Source organism: Phycicoccus elongatus Lp2 (genome assembly GCF_000367525.1).
Classification (GTDB): Bacteria; Actinomycetota; Actinomycetes; order Actinomycetales; family Dermatophilaceae; genus Phycicoccus_A; species Phycicoccus_A elongatus.
The window spans coordinates 556,368-575,398 of sequence record NZ_HF570956.1; the positions used below are offsets into that span (position 1 = coordinate 556,368).

General features: G+C 69.3%; 11 protein-coding genes and 1 pseudogene. 6 read left to right on the forward strand and 6 right to left on the reverse strand.

Annotated features, from left to right (window positions below; genetic code table 11):
* The first annotated feature begins 56 nt into the window (after window positions 1-56).
* A complete protein-coding gene (gene dnaE / locus BN10_RS02655; protein WP_010849616.1) occupies window positions 57-3,647 on the forward strand; it encodes a DNA polymerase III subunit alpha in 3,591 nt (1,196 codons plus the stop codon).
* Window positions 3,644-5,767: a S9 family peptidase gene (locus BN10_RS02660; RefSeq protein WP_010849617.1), complete on the forward strand. Its 2,124-nt coding sequence runs from the start codon at window positions 3,644-3,646 to the stop codon at window positions 5,765-5,767. Before dnaE ends, BN10_RS02660 begins: the two co-directional genes overlap by 4 nt.
* 12 nt (window positions 5,768-5,779) lie before the next feature.
* On the opposite strand, the gene BN10_RS17165 is transcribed toward BN10_RS02660, so the two are convergent.
* Together BN10_RS17165 and BN10_RS18200 are read right to left on the reverse strand one after the other, a co-directional pair.
* Window positions 5,780-5,977, reverse strand: coding sequence for a universal stress protein (locus BN10_RS17165; RefSeq protein WP_010849618.1), 198 nt, complete (start codon window positions 5,975-5,977; stop codon window positions 5,780-5,782).
* Window positions 5,978-5,996: 19 nt separating this feature from the next.
* Window positions 5,997-6,809, reverse strand: a pseudogene (locus BN10_RS18200) (universal stress protein); the annotation flags it as partial.
* Here BN10_RS18200 and mtnA point away from each other — a divergent pair.
* The 4 genes from mtnA (at window position 6,723) to BN10_RS02690 (ending at window position 9,673) form a co-directional block, all read left to right on the forward strand.
* Window positions 6,723-7,748, forward strand: a complete 1,026-nt coding sequence (gene mtnA, locus BN10_RS02675; protein ID WP_010849619.1) for an S-methyl-5-thioribose-1-phosphate isomerase — start codon at window positions 6,723-6,725, stop codon at window positions 7,746-7,748. The pseudogene BN10_RS18200 and the gene mtnA overlap by 87 nt on opposite strands.
* A 57-nt stretch (window positions 7,749-7,805) precedes the next feature.
* Window positions 7,806-8,447 carry a SatD family protein gene (locus tag BN10_RS02680; protein WP_198013991.1) on the forward strand — a complete coding sequence of 214 codons (642 nt, stop codon included), beginning with the start codon at window positions 7,806-7,808 and terminating at the stop codon, window positions 8,445-8,447.
* Window positions 8,444-9,211, forward strand: a complete 768-nt coding sequence (locus BN10_RS02685) for a hypothetical protein (RefSeq protein WP_010849621.1) — start codon at window positions 8,444-8,446, stop codon at window positions 9,209-9,211. The genes BN10_RS02680 and BN10_RS02685 overlap by 4 nt, the downstream gene beginning before the upstream one ends.
* Before the next feature lie 90 nt (window positions 9,212-9,301).
* Window positions 9,302-9,673: a VOC family protein gene (locus BN10_RS02690; RefSeq protein ID WP_010849622.1), complete on the forward strand. Its 372-nt coding sequence runs from the start codon at window positions 9,302-9,304 to the stop codon at window positions 9,671-9,673.
* A 9-nt stretch (window positions 9,674-9,682) separates the two neighbouring features.
* Here BN10_RS02690 and BN10_RS02695 read toward each other — a convergent pair whose 3' ends face one another.
* Genes BN10_RS02695 through recC form a run of 4 tightly spaced genes read right to left on the reverse strand, consistent with a single transcriptional unit; the run spans window position 9,683 to window position 18,994 of the window.
* Window positions 9,683-10,309: a class II aldolase/adducin family protein gene (locus BN10_RS02695; protein ID WP_010849623.1), complete on the reverse strand. Its 627-nt coding sequence runs from the start codon at window positions 10,307-10,309 to the stop codon at window positions 9,683-9,685.
* Window positions 10,306-12,216: an exodeoxyribonuclease V subunit alpha gene (recD, locus tag BN10_RS02700; protein ID WP_010849624.1), complete on the reverse strand. Its 1,911-nt coding sequence runs from the start codon at window positions 12,214-12,216 to the stop codon at window positions 10,306-10,308. The genes BN10_RS02695 and recD overlap by 4 nt, the downstream gene beginning before the upstream one ends.
* Window positions 12,213-15,599, reverse strand: a complete 3,387-nt coding sequence (locus BN10_RS02705) for a UvrD-helicase domain-containing protein (RefSeq protein ID WP_010849625.1) — start codon at window positions 15,597-15,599, stop codon at window positions 12,213-12,215. Before BN10_RS02705 ends, recD begins: the two co-directional genes overlap by 4 nt.
* On the reverse strand, window positions 15,596-18,994 hold the full coding sequence (gene recC / locus BN10_RS02710; RefSeq protein ID WP_010849626.1) for an exodeoxyribonuclease V subunit gamma: 3,399 nt from the start codon (window positions 18,992-18,994) through the stop codon (window positions 15,596-15,598). The genes BN10_RS02705 and recC overlap by 4 nt, the downstream gene beginning before the upstream one ends.
* Window positions 18,995-19,031: the final 37 nt, after the last annotated feature.

A 19,031-nucleotide genomic window follows, 5' to 3' on the forward strand; every position in this document is an offset into this window, starting at 1 on the left:
TCACAGCGCGGCGAGGCGGTGAAGGCTGTCGGGGGAGCGACCTAGGATGGCTGGCGATGTCCGCGATCCCCGCCTCCGAGAACTTCGTGCACCTGCACGTCCACACCGAGTACTCCATGCTCGACGGCGCCGCGCGGATCGGGGACCTCTACAAGCGCGCGGCCGAGATGGGGATGCCCGCGATCGCGACAACTGATCACGGCTACCTCTTCGGCGCCTACGACTTCTGGAAGAAGTCCAAGGACACCGGCGTCAAGCCGATCATCGGCGTCGAGGCCTATGTGACGCCGGGGACGCACCGCACCGACAAGACGCGCACGTTGTGGGGGGACGAGCGCACTGCGCGGTCCGACGACGTCTCCGCGGGCGGCGCCTACACGCACATGACGATGTTGGCCACCGACAACGCGTCGATGGCCAACCTCTTCACGATGAGTTCGCTCGCGAGCCTGGACCAGGTCTACGCCAAATGGCCCCGCATCGACCGTGAGCTGCTCCATCGCTACGGCAAGGGGATGATCGCGACGACCGGCTGCCCCAGCGGTGAGATCCAGACACGCCTGCGGTTGGGTCAGTACGACCTGGCCCGGGAGGCAGCGGCGGAGTTCCGCGACATCTTCGGCGCCGAGAACTACTTCCTCGAGCTCATGGACCACGGCAACAGCATCGAGCGCCGCACCCGCGAGGACCTCATGCGCCTCGGCAAGGATCTCGGTCTGCCGCTGCTGGCGACCAATGACCTGCACTACGTCAAGCCCGAGGACGACAAGGCCCAGGACGCACTGCTCTGCATCAACTCGGGCAACACCCTGCTCGACCCGGGCCGGTTCAAGTTCGAGGGCACGGGCTACTACCTCAAGTCGCCCGCGGAGATGCGTCATCTCTTCCGGGAGCTGCCGGAGGCCTGCGACAACACCCTGCTCATCGCCGAGCGGTGCGAGGTGTCCTTCACCGAGCAGGAGGGGCGCTACATGCCGCGCTTCCCCTGCCCCGAGGGAGAGGACGAGCAGACCTGGTTCGTCAAGGAGGTCAACGCCGGGCTGCGCCGGCGCTTCCCCGAGGGCGTGCCGGAGTATGCCGCGACCCAGGCCACCTTCGAGATCGACGTCATCGTCTCCAAGGGGTATGCCGGCTACTTCCTCGTCGTCGCCGACTTCATCAACTGGGCCAAGGACAACGGAATTCGGGTCGGACCGGGCCGTGGATCGGGTGCCGGCTCGATGTGTGCCTACGCGATGGGGATCACCGACCTCGACCCCGTCCCGCACGGCCTGATCTTCGAGCGTTTTCTCAATCCCGAGCGCATGTCCATGCCCGACTTCGACGTCGACTTCGACGAGCGCCGCCGTGGCGAGGTCATCCAGTACGTCACCAGGAAGTACGGCTCCGAGCGCGTCGCGCAGATCGTCACCTACGGCACGATCATGGCCAAGCAGGCGGTCAAGGACTCCGCGCGGATCATGGGTCACCCCTTCGCGATGGGGGAGAAGCTCACCAAGGCGATGCCGGCCGTGGTGATGGGCAAGGGTGTCTCGCTCGCCGACCTCTACGACCCCGAGGCCAAGAGGTATGCCGAGGGCGTCGAGTTCCGCGGCGTGGTCGCCGAGGACCCGGCGGCCGGCGAGGTCGTCGAACTGGCCAAGGGCATCGAGGGCCTGAAGCGGCAGTGGGGCGTGCACGCCGCGGGCGTCATCATGTCGAGCGAGCCCCTCATCGATGTCATCCCGATCATGCGCCGGCTGCAGGACGGCCAGGTCATCACCCAGTTCGACTACCCCAGCTGTGAGTCCCTCGGCCTGGTCAAGATGGACTTCCTCGGCCTGCGGAACCTCACGATCCTCGACGACGCACTCGAGAACGTGAAGGCCAACCGGGGCGAGGACATCGACCTCGACGCCCTGTCCAAGGACATGACCGACAAGGCGACCTACCAGTTGCTGGGGCGCGGCGACACCCTCGGGGTCTTCCAGCTCGACGGTGGCGGCATGCGCTCGCTGCTGCGGCTCATGCAGCCGGACAACTTCGAGGACATCTCGGCCGCCCTCGCCCTCTATCGACCCGGCCCCATGGGCGTCAACGCCCACACTAACTTTGCCCTGCGCAAGAACGGCAAGCAGGAGCTCATCCCGCTCGACCCGCAACTCAAGGGCAAGTTGCAACCGGAGATGGTGGCGGCCCTCGAGCCGATCCTCGGCATGACCCATGGCCTGGTGATCTACCAGGAGCAGGTGATGGAGATCGCCCAGAAGCTGGCGGGCTACACCCTGGGCAATGCCGACCTGCTGCGACGCGCCATGGGCAAGAAGAAGAAGGAAGTGCTCGACAAGGAGTACGTCCCCTTCTCCGAAGGGATGAAGGCCAAGGGCTTCAACGAGGCGTCGGTCGCGGCGCTCTGGGGTGTCCTCGTCCCCTTCTCGGACTACGCGTTCAACAAGGCGCACACCGCGGCATACGGGCTGGTGTCGTACTGGACCGCCTACCTCAAGGCGAACTACCCGGCCGAGTACATGGCGGCCCTGCTCACCAGCGTCGGCGACGACAAGGACAAGTCCGCCCTCTACTTGGGGGAGTGCCGGCGGATGGGCATCAAGGTCCTCCCGCCGGACGTCAACGAGTCGGTCGCACGCTTCGCCGCCGTTGGCGCCGACATCCGCTTCGGCCTCCAGGCCGTCCGCAACGTCGGGCACAACGTCGTCGACGAGATCATCCGGGCCCGAGAGGAGAAGGGCGCCTTCACGTCCTTCAAGGACTTCCTCTCCAAGTGCGGCGCGGTCGTCGCCAACAAGCGCACCATCGAGTCGCTCATCAAGGGGGGCGCCTTCGACGGTTTGACCGAGAAGCGGATGGGCCTGCTGCGGATCCACGAGGAGTATGTCGACGCCTTCGTCGCGATCAAGAAGCAGGAGGCGATCGGGCAGGACAGCCTCTTCGGCTCCTTCGGCGACGACGACGGGGGCGGTTCGGAGACTGACATGCTCGGCCTGACACCCGTGCCTGCCGTGGAATGGGACAAGCAGACGCTCCTCACCTTCGAGCGCGAGATGCTCGGTCTCTACGTCTCCGACCACCCACTCTTCGGCGTCGAACACGTCCTGGCGCAGCACGCCGACACCGAGATCTCGGCGCTGACCGCTGAGGACGGCAAGCCCGATGGGTCGATGGTGACCGTGGCCGGCCTCATCACCGGTCTGCAGATCAAGCGGACCAAGAAGGGCGATCTGTGGGCCATCGCGACGGTCGAGGACCTTGCCGGCGCGATCGAGTGCCTCTTCTTCCCGAGCTCCTACATGACGGTCCAGACGATGCTCCATCAGGACGTCGTCGCCGTCGTGCGCGGCAAGGTCAACCGGCGCGAGGACTCCATCGCGATCAACGCCCAGGAGCTCACCCTGCCCGAGCTGACCGACGGGCCACGCGGCCCGGTCGTGGTGACGATGGAGACGCTGCGGGCAACGACCGGCCGGATCGAGGAGCTCAAGGGCATCCTCACCAACCACCCCGGGAGCACCGACGTGCACCTCCGCTTGGTCAAGCCGGGCCGGGTGGTCGACCTGCGCCTCGACGAGAACTACCGTGTGCTGGCCTCCGATGCCCTCTTCGGTGACCTCAAGGTCCTCCTCGGACCGCGCTGCCTGACCGGAGGATGATCATGAGTGAGGCAACTCCCCAGCCGCCTGTTGCGGCCACCGAGGACCACGTCCGGGTGTTCCACGGCGACCGGGTCCTCGACCCCTATGAGTGGCTTCGGGACGGCGAGTCCCCCCGGGTTCAGGCCCACCTCGAAGCCGAGAACGCGTATGCCGAGGAGCGCACCTCCCACTTGGCCCCCTTGCGGGCGGCGATCTTCTCCGAGATCAAGTCGCGGGTAAAGGAGACCGACCTGTCGGTGCCCGTTGCGGACGGTCCGTGGTGGTACTACGGACGCACGATCGAGGGCAAGTCCTATGGTCTGCACTGCCGAGCCCCGCGGGCGGTTCACGCCGAGCGTCCCAACCTGGACGCTGACCGGCCCATCGAGGGCGAGGAGGTGCTCCTCGACGGCAATGTCGAGGCCGGAGACAGTGAGTTCTTCTCGGTGGGCGCCCTGGCGATCGCTCCGGACCACAACCGTCTCGCCTTCGCGACCGACACCACGGGTGACGAGAGATTCGATCTCACCGTTCGTGACCTCTCGACCGGGGAGGTCCTTGACGACCGGATCCGGGGCATCGGCTACGGCGTGGTCTTCTCGACGGACGGTCAATGGCTCTTCTACACCCGACTCGACGACGCCTGGCGACCCTTCCAGGTCTGGCGTCACCGCGTCGGCGCCGACCCTGCCGGGGACGTGCTAGTCCATCAGGAGGATGACGAGCGGTACTGGATGGGTCTGGGAAGCAGCCGCGACGAGCGTTGGCTCACGCTCTCGCTCGGCACCAAGACCACCAGTGAGGTGCGCCTGCTGCCTGCCGACGACCCGGAGGGAGAGTGGCGGATCGTCTCGCCTCGACGCGAGGGCGTGGAGTACGACGTCGAGCCCCACGGTTCGCGCCTGTTCATCGTCCACAACCGTGACCACGTCGAATCCGATCTCGCGTGGGCTCCGGTCGACTCGACCTCAGATGCCGACTGGCGCCTCGTGCAGGCCTCGGCCGCGGGCGAGCGATTTCTGGGAACCGACGCCTTCGACGCCCACCTCGTGCTCAGCCTGCGCAAGGACGGCCTGACCTCGCTGCGGGTATTTCCGTTGTCGGACAGTGGAATTGGGACACCCGACGACCTCACCTTCGACGAGCCGATCCACTCGGTGGGCCTGGACGTGAACCCCGACCCGAGCAATCCGAAGGTTCTGGTGGGCTATGAATCCTTCGTCACGCCCGGCTCGGTCCTCGAGATCGACCTGGCCACCGGGGACCGTGAGCTGATCAAGCAGCAGCCCGTCCTCGCAGACTTCGACGCCTCTCGCTATGTCCAGCACCGAGCGTGGGCAAATGCACAGGACGGGACCAGGGTCCCGGTGTCGATCGTCCGGCGCACGGACGTCCCGGCGGACGGCAGCGCGCCCGGCCTGCTCACGGCATACGGGGCCTACGAGATCTCCAGTGACCCCTACTTCTCGGTGGCTCGCCTCTCCGTGCTCGACCGCGGGGTGGTGTATGCCGTGGCGCACGTGCGTGGTGGCGGCGAGATGGGTCGGCACTGGTATGACCACGGCAAGTTGCTCGAGAAGCCGAACACGTTCTCCGACACCGTTGCTGCGGCGCGGTTGCTCGGCGACGAGGGCTGGGTGGATCCGAAGCGCCTGGGTCTGGAAGGCGGGTCGGCCGGTGGCCTGCTCGTCGGGGCGGTCGTCAACCAGGCTCCCGAGCTCTTTCGGGTGGCCCACGCCTCGGTGCCCTTCGTCGACGCCCTCAACACGATCCTGCGCCCCGAGCTGCCGCTGACCATCGGCGAGTGGGAGGAATGGGGCAACCCGATCGAGGACCCCGAGGTCTATGCGTGCATGAAGGCGTACACCCCGTATGAGAACGTCACGGCGCGGGACTATCCCGCGATCCTCGCGACGACGAGCCTGCACGACACCCGCGTCTTCTTCACCGAGCCGGCCAAATGGGTGGCGCGGCTGCGGGCGACGGTCACAAGCGACCCGGAGACCCGACCGATCCTGCTGCGCACCGAGATGGCAGCCGGGCACGGCGGTCGCAGCGGCCGGTATGCCGCGTGGGAGCAGATCGCGTGGGAGTGGTCGGTCGTGCTCGACCAACTCGGCGCGACTGAGACCCTCTGAAGCCCGGGAGGGTCAGCGGACGAGGATGACCGGGCTCGCCGAATGTCCCATGAGGTGCAGGGCGACCCGTCCGATGTGCATGCCGGGGAAGCCGCCGTCCCCGCGGGCGCCGAGCACGACGAGGTCGGCGTCCGCGCTGCGATCGGCGAGCACCCGCCGGGGGTCGCCCTTGACGACCTCGACCCGCCACGTCGGTGCGCGGGTGTTCACGACGCGAGGACTCCAGGGTCTGGTCGACGATGGCCTCGAACTTCTTGGCGTAGGCATCCCAGGAGCCGCTCTGCCCCCGGGCGGGATTGTCGGCGCCTCGCGGGTTCCAGGCGTGCACCACCTGGAGGGCGCAGCCTCGGACCACGGCATGGTCGAAGGCGCGCTGGAGGGCGCGGCGAGCCGTAGTGGAGGTGTCCACACCGACGACCACCACACCGTGCTCGGCCTGGGCCGGTGACTCGCGGGGGATCACGGCGACGGGGCACTTGGCGTAGGTCGCCACCTGCTGCGCCACGGCACCCACCGAAGCCCGCGACAGGGTCCCGTGCCCATTGGTGCCCAGAACGATGCCCGCCGCGCCCGTCGAGGCCCGCACGAGTGCCTTGCTCGCGAAACCCTTCTGGCAACTCGTGGTCACGGTGAGGTCGGGGTCCACAGCGTGCGCTTGGGCCTTGGCGGCCTCGAGGGTGGCCTGTGCCTGCCGCCGTATGGGATCGAGGTCGTCGCGGGCGCCGAAACCCAGCAGCGGCATGTCTCCGGCGAGAGCGTGCACGAGGTGGAGGTCGAGGCCCCGAAGTTGCGCGCTGCGGGCCGCCCAGCGCACGGCCGCGTTGGACAGGTGTGATCCGTCGACGCCGACGATGAGTCGCTTGCTGTGATCGCTGCTCACGAGAACTCCTTTGGTCGCCTCCCTCCACTGTGCTCCCGTTCCGGGACAAAGGCCAGAGGCCGTAGGGTTCGCGTCGTGACCGTGCGCGCCATCGAGTGGGACCCTGCGACTGACCGGCTTCGCCTGCTCGACCAGACCAAACTGCCCGGGGAGAGCGTTCACCTCGACATCAAGTCCGTCGATGCATTGGTGGATGCCATCGCGATCCTGGCCGTGCGGGGTGCTCCCGCGCTCGGCGTGGCTGGTGCGATGGGCGTTGTCACCGCGCTGGACGAGGGCGCCGAGCGCGGCTGGTCCGCCGACGAGGTGCTGGAGGCAGTCGACCGGATCGCTGCGGCGCGGCCCACCGCCGTCAATCTCGCGTGGGGTGTCGACCAGGTCCGCGGTCTCATCGACCAGGGCAGGGACGCCGTGCTCGAGGCCGCCCGTCGTGTCGCTGTGGAGGACGAAGCAGCCAATCGCGAGCTGTCCCGACTGGGGGCGGACTGGCTGCTGGCGCGCGTCGACCGGCCGCGTCTGCGGGTGCTTACCCATTGCAACGCCGGCGCGCTCGCAACCGCAGGGTGGGGCACGGCCCTGGGGTTGGTTCGCGAACTGGCCAGCCGCGACCGCCTGGAGCTCGTGTATGCCGATGAGACGCGGCCCCTGCTGCAGGGGGCGCGCCTGACGGCCTACGAGCTGGCGCAGGAGGGAATTCCTCATGTCGTGCAGGTCGACGGCGCGGCCGCGTCGACCATTCTGCGCGGCCTCGTCGACTGCGCCATTGTCGGCTCGGATCGGATCGCGGCCAATGGCGATGTCGCGAACAAGATCGGCACCGTCGCTGTGGCGTTGGCCTGCCGCGAGGCGGGCGTGCCATTCGTCGTGGCGGCACCGTGGTCGACCGTCGATCTGGCGACGGCGTCAGGGGAGGACATCGAGATCGAGGAGCGCTCGGGTGTGGAGGTCACCTCATATGCCGGAGTGCGGGTGGCGCCTGCTGGAAGCGAGGGCTTCAACCCAGCATTCGACGTGACCCCCGCACGCATGGTGTCGGCGATCGTCACTGAGCGCGGGGTCGTCGAGCCGGCCACCGGCCAGCGAATGATTGAGGAAGGATAGAGCTTCATTCATACAGACTATAGAGAATGACTAAACATTAGATATATGCTTCAAAGTGTGACAAACAAGGGGATGGCTTCCTACCAACTCCTCGGTGACATCGTGAACTCACGTGCGGTGGACGATCGGTCGCGGTTGCACCGCGACGTCGTGGGTGCCCTTGGTGCCGTCAATGCCGAGGTGTCCGGCATCGATGGGCTCGACGTCACGGTCGGTGACGAGTTCCAAGGGCGATATCGCACCCTCGGCGCGGCCCTCGACGCAGCCCTGCGGATCCGACTGCACCTGTTGCCGCCGGTCGACGTCCGCATCGGCATCGGGTATGGCGCGGTGGAGAACCTGGACGACACCGGTCGACTCCAGGACGGTCCGGGCTGGTGGGCCGCCCGGGAAGCGATCGAAGGTGTCGAGTCGAGCGCTCGGCGAGCCGGCCTGCGAAGTCTGCGCACGGCATACCGGGGGGCGGCCGAGCCGGCGACCGAGGCAAGCGTCAACGCCGCCCTGGTCTGTCAGGACCAGGTGATTGGATCGATGCCGGAACGACCCGTGCGGATCCTGCATCGCCTGCTCCTCGGTGACACCCAGGCGGCGATCGCCGCCGACGAGGGAGTGAGTCCGTCCGCGGTCTCGCAGCAGGTGCGCGCCCACGGGATCGGTGCGATCCTGCACGCCCACGACCTCTTGAAGGGAATGTCATGAGCTGGCTGGCGCTGTGGCTGCTCGCGATCGCCGTGATGGACCTCGTGCGCCCTGTCGTCGAGGGACGACGGGAGCTGGCGCCGGCCTTCGGGGCCGGCGTGCTGGTCGTCCTGACGGCCCTGACGGGAATGATCGGGGTCGCCGACATCCTGGTGCTTGCTGCCTCGCTCGCGCCGATGGCCGGGTGGTGGTGGTTCTCCGAGAGAGCCCAGGGCTCGCGCGGACGTGACCACCTCCTCGCGCTCGGATCCCTCGGTGGAGGTGGACTTCTCCTGCTCGCCCTGTCCGGTTGGGCCGGCCTGCCGGGCGGCGCCCTGGGCACGTGGCTGGGCTGGTCTGACCTGCCTCTGCTCGGTGGCCCGATGTCGCCGGAACGCATGCGATTCGTCCTGCTCGTCGCCGCCCTGCTCCTGGCCAACCTCGCCACCGGCAACATCGTCGTGCGGCTGGTGCTCGTGGCGATCGGCGCCCTACGCCCTGGGGCGAGGGTCGGCACCCAGCCGGCCGACCGGCTCAAGGGTGGTCGTCTCCTGGGACCGATGGAGCGGCTGCTCATCCTCGGGCTGGGCTTGGCGGGCCAGCTGACCGCGGCCGGCCTGGTCATCGGTGCCAAGGGACTGATCCGGTTCCCCGAGTTGCAGTCCCGGGCCAAGGACGGCACGGCCATTGACGGGCTGGGCATCGACGAGATGACCGAGTACTTCCTCATCGGATCGTTCGCGAGTTGGCTGCTCGCCCTGGGATCACTGGCGCTCCTGCACTGACGCAGAGCCCCGGTTGTCGGTGCCGCATGCCATGGTGGAGTCACCCGGCGAAGCCGACGACGGCGTCGCCACGAGCACGGGAGACACACCATGCCGCATGGCGACATCACCCACATCGACATCCCGGTTGCGGACCTGACCCGGGCCCAGGAGTTCTACTCCGGCCTCTTCGGCTGGCAGATCGCCGCACCTCCCGGCTTCGAGGACTACCCGATGTGGCAGGCCCCGAACAAGATCAGTGGGGGCGGGCTCGCGCCGCGCAGCGAGGGCTTCGAGCAGCCGCGGTCTTATGTCGAGGTGGACTCGATCGACGACACGCTCGCCAAGGTCGAGGCCAGCGGAGGCACGGTCCTCATGGCGAAGTCCCCGATCACCGACACGAGTTGGTGGGCGATCTTCGAGGACCCCGACGGCAATCACATCGGGCTCTACGAGGGCATCACCGACACCGCGGGCCAGTGAGGCAGGTCCTCAGATCGAGATGATCCGACCCAGGAACTCGGCAGGGAAGTCGGTGTCGGTGTCCCCGGCGAGAATCAGTCGATAGGTCATGGTCGCTGCCTCCTCCAGGTTCATCGCGCGGCGCAGGGCCATGCTCGTCGAGTCGCCGAGTGCCGAGCAGCCGTGGTGGGCCAGGACGACGGCGTTCGTGCCGTCGCGGACCGCCTCCGCGGCCAGAGTGGCGATCTCATCGCTGCCGGCCGGCCGAAAGGGCACGCGAGCCACGGCCCCCACGTAGTAGGCGTGGTCCAGGGTGGTGCAGCGGATCCGGTGCCCGAGCATGTCGACGAGCAGCGCGTGCTGGGGGTGCAGGTGCACGATGGCGCCGGTGTCGGCGCGCGCGGCATACGTGTGGTGATGCAATTTCCACTCGACACTGGGCCGTGGGTTTCCAGAAACGACCTGCCCGGTGGTGTCGATGACGGAGAAGTCATCGGGCCCGAGGCGGTCAAGCCAGGTGCCCGAGGCCGTGACGACGAATTGGCTCTCATCGAGACGGGCCGACAGGTTGCCGCCGGACGCCAGGACCAGTCCCCGCTGGACGACGACGCGGCCGGCCTCGACGAGGTCGGCAATGGCGGCATCGAGTGGGCTCACGGCGTCATCGTAGGGGGGCCGGCCAGGCGGGTGCGCAGTCCGCTGCTGCGGACGACCCGCCGACCGACGGCCGCCCGCACCACGGCCTCGGAGCCGACGATCCGCACGGTCTGTTGGGCCCGGGTGACAGCGGTGTAGAGCAGCTCACGGGTCAACAGTCGCGAGTCGGCGTCGGGCAGCAGGACGGTGACTTCCGCCGCCTGGCTGCCCTGCGCCTTGTGCACGGTCATCGCGTGCATGGTCTCGATCTCTCCGAGGCGGCTCGGGGCGAAGCGCTGCTCGCCCCGAGCACCCTCGAAGGCAGCCATCCGCACCGGCGTGCCGTCGGGGCGCCGTGAGGCCACGATAACTCCGGTGTCGCCGTTGAGCACGCCCACGGCGTAGTCGTTCTTCGTGACGAGCACCGGCCGCCCGAGGTACATCGTCTCGTAGGGGCTGGTGCCCGTCTCTTCCTGCAGCCAGAGCTGGGTCAGCTGGTTCCACCGGCGCACGCCATATGGGCCCTCCCGGTGGGCGCACAGCAGTCGGTGAGCACCCAGGGCTGCCAGGGCGCTCCCGGAATCCCCGGCACTGGCAGCGTCGTGGACAGTGCGTGCGTGCGCGGTCAGGAGCGGACGCAGGACCAGGGGGTCGGCCTCCTCGATCCACTGCACACTGCCGTCCGGATCAGGTCCGGGGGAACGTGCCGAGGAGGCGTCCGTGGACGGGGATGCCCCGGTGGCCGACTCGTCGGGGGATCGGAGGGTCGCGACCACCAAGTCGGCGTCCCCACGACGGAGCGCCTCGGCGAGTCTGCCGATCCGGGCGCCGAAGCGATGCACAGTGCGCAGCCGAGCCAGGGCGATCGGGGGGTTCGAGGAGTCCTCGGCGGCCGCGACGAGGTCGGCAAGAACGGCTCCGGCGTCCACCGACACAAGCTGATCGGCATCGCCGACAAGGATGAGCGTTGCCGTCGGTCGCACGGCCTCGAGCAGGCGGGCCATGTGCGTGAGGGAGACCATGCTCGCCTCGTCGACGAGGATCACGTCGTGCGGGAGGCGATTGCCCCGGTGGTGACGAAACCGCGTGCGCGAGTGCGGATTCCAGCCGAGGAGTCGATGCAGGGTGGTGGCCTCCACGTCGCCGATCGGCGCAATCACGGCACGGGTCGCCTCCTCCGGGGTGCGGCTGAGGATGCCGGACAGGGCTTCGGCCACGGCTCCCCGGACGCGCGCCGCGGCCTTGCCGGTCGGCGCGGCCAGCCCGACGTGGAGGGGGCGCTGACCCGAGGCGGCCGCCTGCTCGGCGAGCAGAGCCAACACGCCGGCGACGGTGGTCGTCTTCCCGGTCCCCGGCCCGCCCGTGATGATGCTCGTCCACGCGTGCACTGAGCTTTTGGCAGCGGCGCGTTGCTCGGCAAAGCCGGCCCCGGGAAAGACCCGGGCCAGGCCCCGATCCAAGAGGTCGCCGTCCACGGGGGGCGCCACCTGGGCGGCCCGGGCGTGCAGGTCCGCGACGACCTGCACCTCCTGATGGTGGTAGCGCTGGAGGTAGACGACCCCGTGCTCGACCACGAGGGCGCGCTGCTGGGCCAGGGAACTGACGGCGACGACATCGGTCCACGTGGCGGCGTCCGGCCAGGGCAGGAGTTCGAGGTCGCCGTCGGCGTCCTCGAGCGGTGGCGGGGCGGCGTCCGTCGCGATGGTCCGAAGGTCGACGGCCACCGAACCGTGTCGGACGGCGCGGGATGCGAGAGCGGCCGCGAGCGCGACGTGCTCGTCGGGTTCGCTCGCGAGCCGGGCGAGCGTGGTGGCGACGTGGACATCGGCGGCAGAGAGCACTCCGGCCTGATTGAAGGTGGCCAGGAGACCGGTGGCGCTTCGTGCCGTCGCCCGGTCGCGGTCGTGGTGAGGCATCGAGGCGGTCATGAGGTGGCCGTCCGGTCACCGTCGAGCAGATCCGAGACGGCCAGCACGAGCGCGACCGGTGGGCGCCAGGAGAAGACGCCGCAGGGGTGACCGTCGACGCTCGGAGTGTCCGGCCCACACATGCCCCGGACGTAGAGGTAGAGCACACCGCCGAGATGGACCTGCGGGTCGTAGTCGCGCAGCCGCCACCGAAGGAATCGGTGTGCCACAACGGCATACAGGAGAGCCTGGAGGGGATAGGAGGAGTGGCCCATCGCCTCCGCCAGACGCTCCGGGCGGTAATCGGCGGCGGTCAGCGGAGCGTCGGGTGCGCCCAGCCAGTTGGTCTTGTAGTCCACCACGAGGTAGGTGCCTCCGGTGCGCAGGACGACGTCGACCGACCCGGTGAGGTAACCCCGCAGGTGCTGGGCAGCCAGATCGGGAGCGGCGGCGAGCACCTGTCCCCAGGCCAGCACGGGATCGTCGGTGTGGAGGTGGGCCTGCAGCAGGGGAACGAGATCACCGAGCGTCGCGGTCGAGGCCGAGAGGGCGTCGCGTCGCAGGTCACCACCGCCGAGGGGGAGCTCGAAGTCGAGTTCACAGAGCCGGTCCGAGCGCCCGATGTCGGCGAGGGTGACACTCCCGGCGAGGGGACCGAGCGGGGTCCGACAGACAGTGACGAGGGCGTCCGCGAGGTCGCCACGGTCGAGGTCGACCGGCCATTGGAGCAATTGCTCCTCGAGAGTCGCGAGCAACTCCGCGCGCAGGTCGGTGGCCTGGGGATCGGCGTGCTCAAGGACCGCGTGGACGAGGGAACCGAAAGTGGCACCGACAGGGAGGTCGGCCATCGGAGAGGGCAGGTCGGCGAATTCGACCTTGCCGGCCGACGAGGCGACGACGCCGTCCGCTCCCGGATCGACACCGTCCGGCTCGTCCTCGCGCGCTGTGAACTCGGGCTCGCTCTCCACACCTGGACGCTGGGATGGGGCGCCGGCCGCGGCACCGTCACGTGGTGTCGACAGGGCGGTGTAGGAGGTTCGTGTCCACGCCCGGTCGATGGTGCGGGACCAGTCAGCGATGCGGAGATCGGGCACGCGGTCGTGGGAGGCGAGCCCGACGGCCGTGCGCGGATCAGCCCGCTCCAGGACCAGAGCTCCCTGATCGGCCCACGCCGTGAAGCGAACCGTTGCGTCGTCGTCGCGTTGGCTGCGGAAGGAGTCCGGCACCTGACCGACCCCGGGTCCTCGACCGAAGGCGAGTCGGTGCAGCGCGGAGTTCGTGACCGTCGTGTTGGGTGACCACCACAGCACAACCTGGCTCTGGGCCCGGGTCAGCGCGACGTAGAGCAGCCGGAGCGACTCCCCGGCCTCCTCGGCTCGGTGTGCGGCCACCGCGTCGTCCCAGTCGTTCTCCGGCCGTGGACCACCGACGTCGATGCAGCGCACCAACTCTCCGGCGGCATCACGCTCGTGGAAGAGCGGGATGGCGGGGCTGTCGGAGATCCAACGGTTGGCGACCGCCGGGAGATAGACGATGGGGTACTGCAAACCCTTGCTGCCGTGGATGGTCACCAACTGGACGGCCGCCGCGTCACTGTCGAGGCGGCGGGTGCGGGCCCCACTGGTCCCGGGGGCGTCCTGCGCCATGGCGGCCCGAAGCCACTCCAGCAGGGCGTTGAGTCCGAGCCCGTCTCGTTGCGCCGCCTCATGGAGCACCTCTGCCACGTGGCGCAGGTCGGTCATCGTGCGCTCACCACCGACCAGGCGCAGGACGCGCTCCGGCAGTCCCTCGGTCGTCAGCACCTCGAGCACGGCCGCAACGCCCTGACGCGAATAGGTCCCGGCAAGGTCGCGGCAGCGCTGCGCGAGAAGGTCATCGAACTCCTCGCCGGCTTGGTCCAGCTCGGTGGCGCTGTGGCCCAGCAAATCGGTGAGCGCGGCTCCCCGGGTGAGCAGGCTGCGGTGGGGCGCAGCCATGGCCTCGAGCAGTGCCAACCAGTCATGGGCGGCGGCGCTGGTCAGCACGCTCGCGCCACCGCCACTGACCGCCGTGATCCCGACCCGGGCGAGCGCACGCTGGGCATCGACGAGATCCTCGCCGCGATGGGCGAGCACCGCAATGTCGCGGGCGCGAAGAGGCCGACCCTCGAAGGTGGCCGATGAGGAGAGCAGGTGGGCGATGTCGCGCGCCAGGTCATCGGCGATGAAGTGCCGGACGCCGCCAACGGTGGCCTTGCCACCCAGGTGGTCCTCGAGCAGGACCTGGCGCAGGCGGACCGGGCCGCCGGACGGCATACCGGCCAACCGTGAGCCGTGATGGGCTGCGTCGACGGGATGGACAGCGATCCGAGGGTCGCCGAGTTCGGCCCCGCCGAGAAAGGCACCCAGCGCCCTGACGACGGGCTCGTCGGAGCGATGGTTCGTCGCGAGCGTCTGGGCCGTCCCTGCCGTTGCTGCTGCACGCAGGTAGGTCACGACGTCGCCCCCCCGGAAGGCATAGATGGCCTGCTTGGGGTCGCCGATGAGGACCATGGCCAGGGCATGGCCGGTGAAGGCCCGGTCGAGCACCTGCCACTGAATCGGGTCGGTGTCCTGGAACTCGTCGACGAGCACCACTCGCCAACGATCCCGCATGCGCTGTCGTGCAGGCGAATCCGGCGCTTCGAGGGCTCCCGCGAGTTGGGTGAGCAGGTCGTTGTAGTGCATGACCTGGAGCCGGCGTTTGCGCACGTCGACCTCGTCCCGCACGGCTTGGGCGAAGCGCACTCGGCGCCCCACGTCGCTCGTGGGGTCGGCGCCTGAGGGCCGCAACTGCGCATGGATGTCGTCGACGGCTGTACGAGCGATGGTCAGGGCCTCGGAACGCCCGAAAAACGGGGCGTCCGATGCCTGACCGAAGGCCCGCAGGTAGAGATCGTCGACGACGTCGACGAGCACGTCGTCGAGGTCCTCGACGAGGACCGCGGACGCATCGGTCGTGCCGGCCACGCCCAAGCTGCGGAGCACCTGCTGGCAGAACTGGTGCGTCGTGGCGATGGTGGCCGCGTCGAATTGGGTCAATGCGGTGCGAATGCGCCGCCGTCGCACCGCGATCTCGTCGTCGGTCGTGTCGAGAAGGAGGGCGACCAGGTCGTCCCGCTCGTGCATCGGCGGTGGCTCGCCCAGGTCGTGCTCGACCTCGGTGAGCCGCTCGCGCACGCGGGCCCGGAGCTCCTGGCTGGCGGCGCGGCCGAAGGTGACGATGAGCATCTCCGGCAGGGTCACGAGTCCCTCGGCCACCCAACGGGTCACCAGGGCCGCAATCGTCCAGGTCTTCCCGGTGCCGGCACTCGCCTCGAGCAGCACGGTGCCGGTCGGCAGCGGATCGGTGATGGAGAAGGGCGTCGCCGCCAAGGGTGCGGTCATCGGGTCACCCGCTCCCTGCCGTCGGCGAGGATCGGGGTCCACAGGCGCAGGGCGAACTGCCCGAGCCGGCCGCCGACATCGGGCACCCATTCCTCGTCGGCGCGTCGGGCTCGGGTCAGGTCGGACAGTGGTGCCCGGTCACCGAGCACGTGCCGCCAACTGGCGTCGTCGCGCTCACCGGGGAAGTTTCCCCCGACCCACTCCTTGTCCGCGGCCGCATCCGCCTTCGGCTCATTGGGTATGCCGCGCAGCCAGGTCTGCGCCCACGTCAGGCTGGTCTTGGGCGGGAGCGGCACGACCTCGCGCAGACCGCGATCTCGCAGGTCGATCAGCCGGTCGAGCACCTCGAGGGCGGCGCTGGGCTCGTGCGGGCCGGCGGTGGCCATCGACTGCCGCCCGATGGCGTGACTGGTCGCCGGGCCGTGGCCATCCGCCGACAGTGCGAGGGACAGGATCCACGACCGGATCCGGTGCTTGGCCGCGAGTGCGGAGTAGCTGAACGCCACCGCGTGCCCGCCGACGAGGTCGCCGATCGTGCCGGTGAGGCGGCGCCCACTCGGAAGGTCGATGTCGATGTCGATGCTGGCGCGATCGAGCCGCGCACCCGGCGTGGTGCCCGTGACCTGCCAGACGCGGTTGGCCACCGGCTGCACCTTGGTGAGCAGGCCCTGGAGCACGCGCTGTCCGAGCATGCCCGGGGGCAACTCGCCCCGCCACAGTTCGGCGTCGATGACCATCATGGGGTCGCGGCCGTCGAGAACGGCGGTCAGGATCCGGTCGGCGACCCCCCATAACTCCAGGCTTTCGAGTTCGATCGGGATCCCTTCGCCCTTGACGTCGGGGACGTACGGCAAGGTCATGGCCAGGCGGTCGCGCAGGAAGGCCTTCGCCGGGTTGTCGAAGAATCGGCAGAGATCGGCCAGGTCGACGACGGCGCGATCTGCGGCTGCGAGCTGCTGCCCGCCGAGCAGGACGCGATCCTGACGGACGCCGAGGGCGCTGCGGGCCCCGACGAGCGCACCGGGGTCGTGACTGAAGGGTCGATCGTCGGGCAGCAGGGCTGCGGCACCATCGGGTGCAGCACCGAGATTGCGGGGGTCGAAGGGTTGGAGCGGGTGCTCGGTCACCAGCCGATCGACACCCGCACCGGATGCCGTGGCCCGCACGGCGTCCAGGAGTTCACCCAGGGGCACCGACGGCGGGCGGACCTGCCCCGAGTGCTCGTCGAACCCGGCATACGTGACGACCAGCGTGTCGGTCGCCGACATGACGGCATCGAGGAGGAGTTGGCGGTCCTCGCTCCGTGGGTCGCGCTCACCGGTCATCGGCGAGCGCGCCATCGCATCGTCGCCGTCGGGGTTGGTGGTGCGGGGGAAGACGCCATCGTCGATTCCGATGAGCGCGACCACCCGATGGGGAACCGAGCGCATCGGGACCATCGTGCACACCGTCAGGGTGCCGGTGCGGAAACTCGAGCGAGTGGGACGCCCACCGGCCTGACTGGTGAGCATGGCGCGAATGTCGCTGAGCGACAAGGTCGTCAGGCCGGATGACGTTGTGGCGGCCGCGCGGATTCGGGCCAACTCGCGGTCGAAGGCGGCCGCCTGCCACCGGTCGGCCAAGGGCACGTCCGCGAGTCCGTGGACGCCGTCGCGCAAGGCGTCGACCCAGCTGTCGACCTCGGTGGCGGTCCGAAACGCGCGCAACGTGGACCCCAGCCGGTCGATGAGCTCGGCGAGCGAGCCGGCGAGCTCGAGGTCGGCGCTGTCGAGGTCGTCGAGGGCGAGAGTCGTGCCGAGATGGTCGACGTCCACGCCATCGACTGCGGCACCGACGAGGATCCGGTCGACACCCGCAGCCCAGGTGTTCTGGGAGAGGCCGGCGAGTTGGTAGTCACCGCGGTGCTCGCCGTCGAGGCCCCAGCGGACGACAACGGAGGCGACCCAGTCGCTGATCCGGTCGAGATCGTCCTCACTGAGCGCGAAACGACGGCGCACCGGTGCCGTGCGGACGACGTCGAGGACCTCACTGGCGGTCAATCGGCCCCCGGCCAACTCGACCAGTCGCACCGCGAGCCCGATGAGCGGGTTGGTGTGCACCGGTGCCCGATCCGCGAGGTGGACGCGCAACTCGTGCGCCGGGTGGGCCGTGGCGTCGCGGACAGACTCGCCGAGCCCGAAGCCTGCGTGCAGCAGCGGCGCGAAGGCATCGATGTCCGGACACATGACCAGGATGTCGCGAGGCTCCAGCGTCGGATCACGCTGCAGGAGGTCGACGAGCACATCACGCACCACATCGACCTGGCGGGCTGTGCCGTGGCAGGCATGGACCTGCAGGCTCCGGTCCACGATCGGTATGCCGCGGGCCGCCCGATCCGCGGCCGTCGGTGAGTGGTCGGCGGCGATGTCGGCCTGCAGCAGCCCGAGAAGGGACGTCCTGGGGGCGGTGTCGCGGGCACCGAGTGCGTTTTCCTCACGGTCCGGCGCGAGGGCGAGCGTGCGCTGCAGCTCGCGGGCATCGCGGCCGAGCGACGCAAGGAGGGAGTGCTGCACGATGACACCCGAGTCGTCGTCCCGACGCCGCACCGGCCCCTGAGATGCGCTGTTTCGCAGCCTGTCCCAGGCGGCCGGTGAGGATTGAGGCAACCAGAGGTGGACCTCCCGATGCTCACTGAGCGCCCCGATGACGGCCATCTCGCTGCGGGCGATCCGGGTGTGTCCGAAGAGGGACAGACGGCCGGGGAGGTCCAGGCCACCGGCGTCGTGCGTGTCGGCGCTGAGGGCCGCAACGACACGGTCCAGCCGAACGTCCGGCGGCTCGCCGCCCACCTGTTGGAGCACCAGTCTCCACAGGTGGGGCTGCCACGACAGATCGGCGGCCAACTCTCCGTCAAGGCCGTCGCCATGCCCCCCGGTGCGCCAGTCCGCGATCATGCCGGGACGCTGGAGGGCATAGTCGGAGAAGAGTCCCGCAAGCCGACGAGCCACGGCATACCTCCGGCCGCGGCGCAGCTCGCCCTCGATGCCCGCCACACCGTGACCGAGATGGGTCGCCAGGGTGTGTGCCCACCCCTCCGTCACGGAGGCATCGAGCGCACGCAGGACCGGCCAGGCGAGTTGCTCGGGCTGCCAAGGGTCGTCGCGCTCGATGCCCAGCACGAGCGCCACGAGCGAGTGCGGGTTGAGGAAGCGGACACCGGCACAGATGCCGTCGTCGCGCCCGGGGCCTGCCCCCAGACGATGGGAGAGTCGCTGGGCCAGCCAGCGCTCGACACCCTTGGCCGGCACCGCGACGACCTCGGTCGCGAAGGGATCGTCGAGCGGGTCGCACAGCAACTCGGCGAGGCCGTCGGCCAGAGCCGCGGTGCTCGCCGCCCGGTGCACGGTCAAGGTCACGGCCTGACCCTAACCGGGCCCACCGACGTCATGGGTG

Bases quoted from the DNA above. Each gene is read 5' to 3' on its own strand.
- BN10_RS02685 (WP_010849621.1), top strand. From the start codon at position 8,444: ATGAGCTGGCTGGCGCTGTGGCTGCTCGCGATCGCCGTGATGGACCTC.
- BN10_RS02690 (WP_010849622.1), top strand. From the start codon at position 9,302: ATGCCGCATGGCGACATCACCCACATCGACATCCCGGTTGCGGACCTG.
- dnaE (WP_010849616.1), top strand. From the start codon at position 57: ATGTCCGCGATCCCCGCCTCCGAGAACTTCGTGCACCTGCACGTCCAC.
- BN10_RS02660 (WP_010849617.1), top strand. From the start codon at position 3,644: ATGATCATGAGTGAGGCAACTCCCCAGCCGCCTGTTGCGGCCACCGAG.
- BN10_RS02705 (WP_010849625.1), bottom strand. From the start codon at position 15,599: ATGACCGCACCCTTGGCGGCGACGCCCTTCTCCATCACCGATCCGCTG.
- recD (WP_010849624.1), bottom strand. From the start codon at position 12,216: ATGACCGCCTCGATGCCTCACCACGACCGCGACCGGGCGACGGCACGA.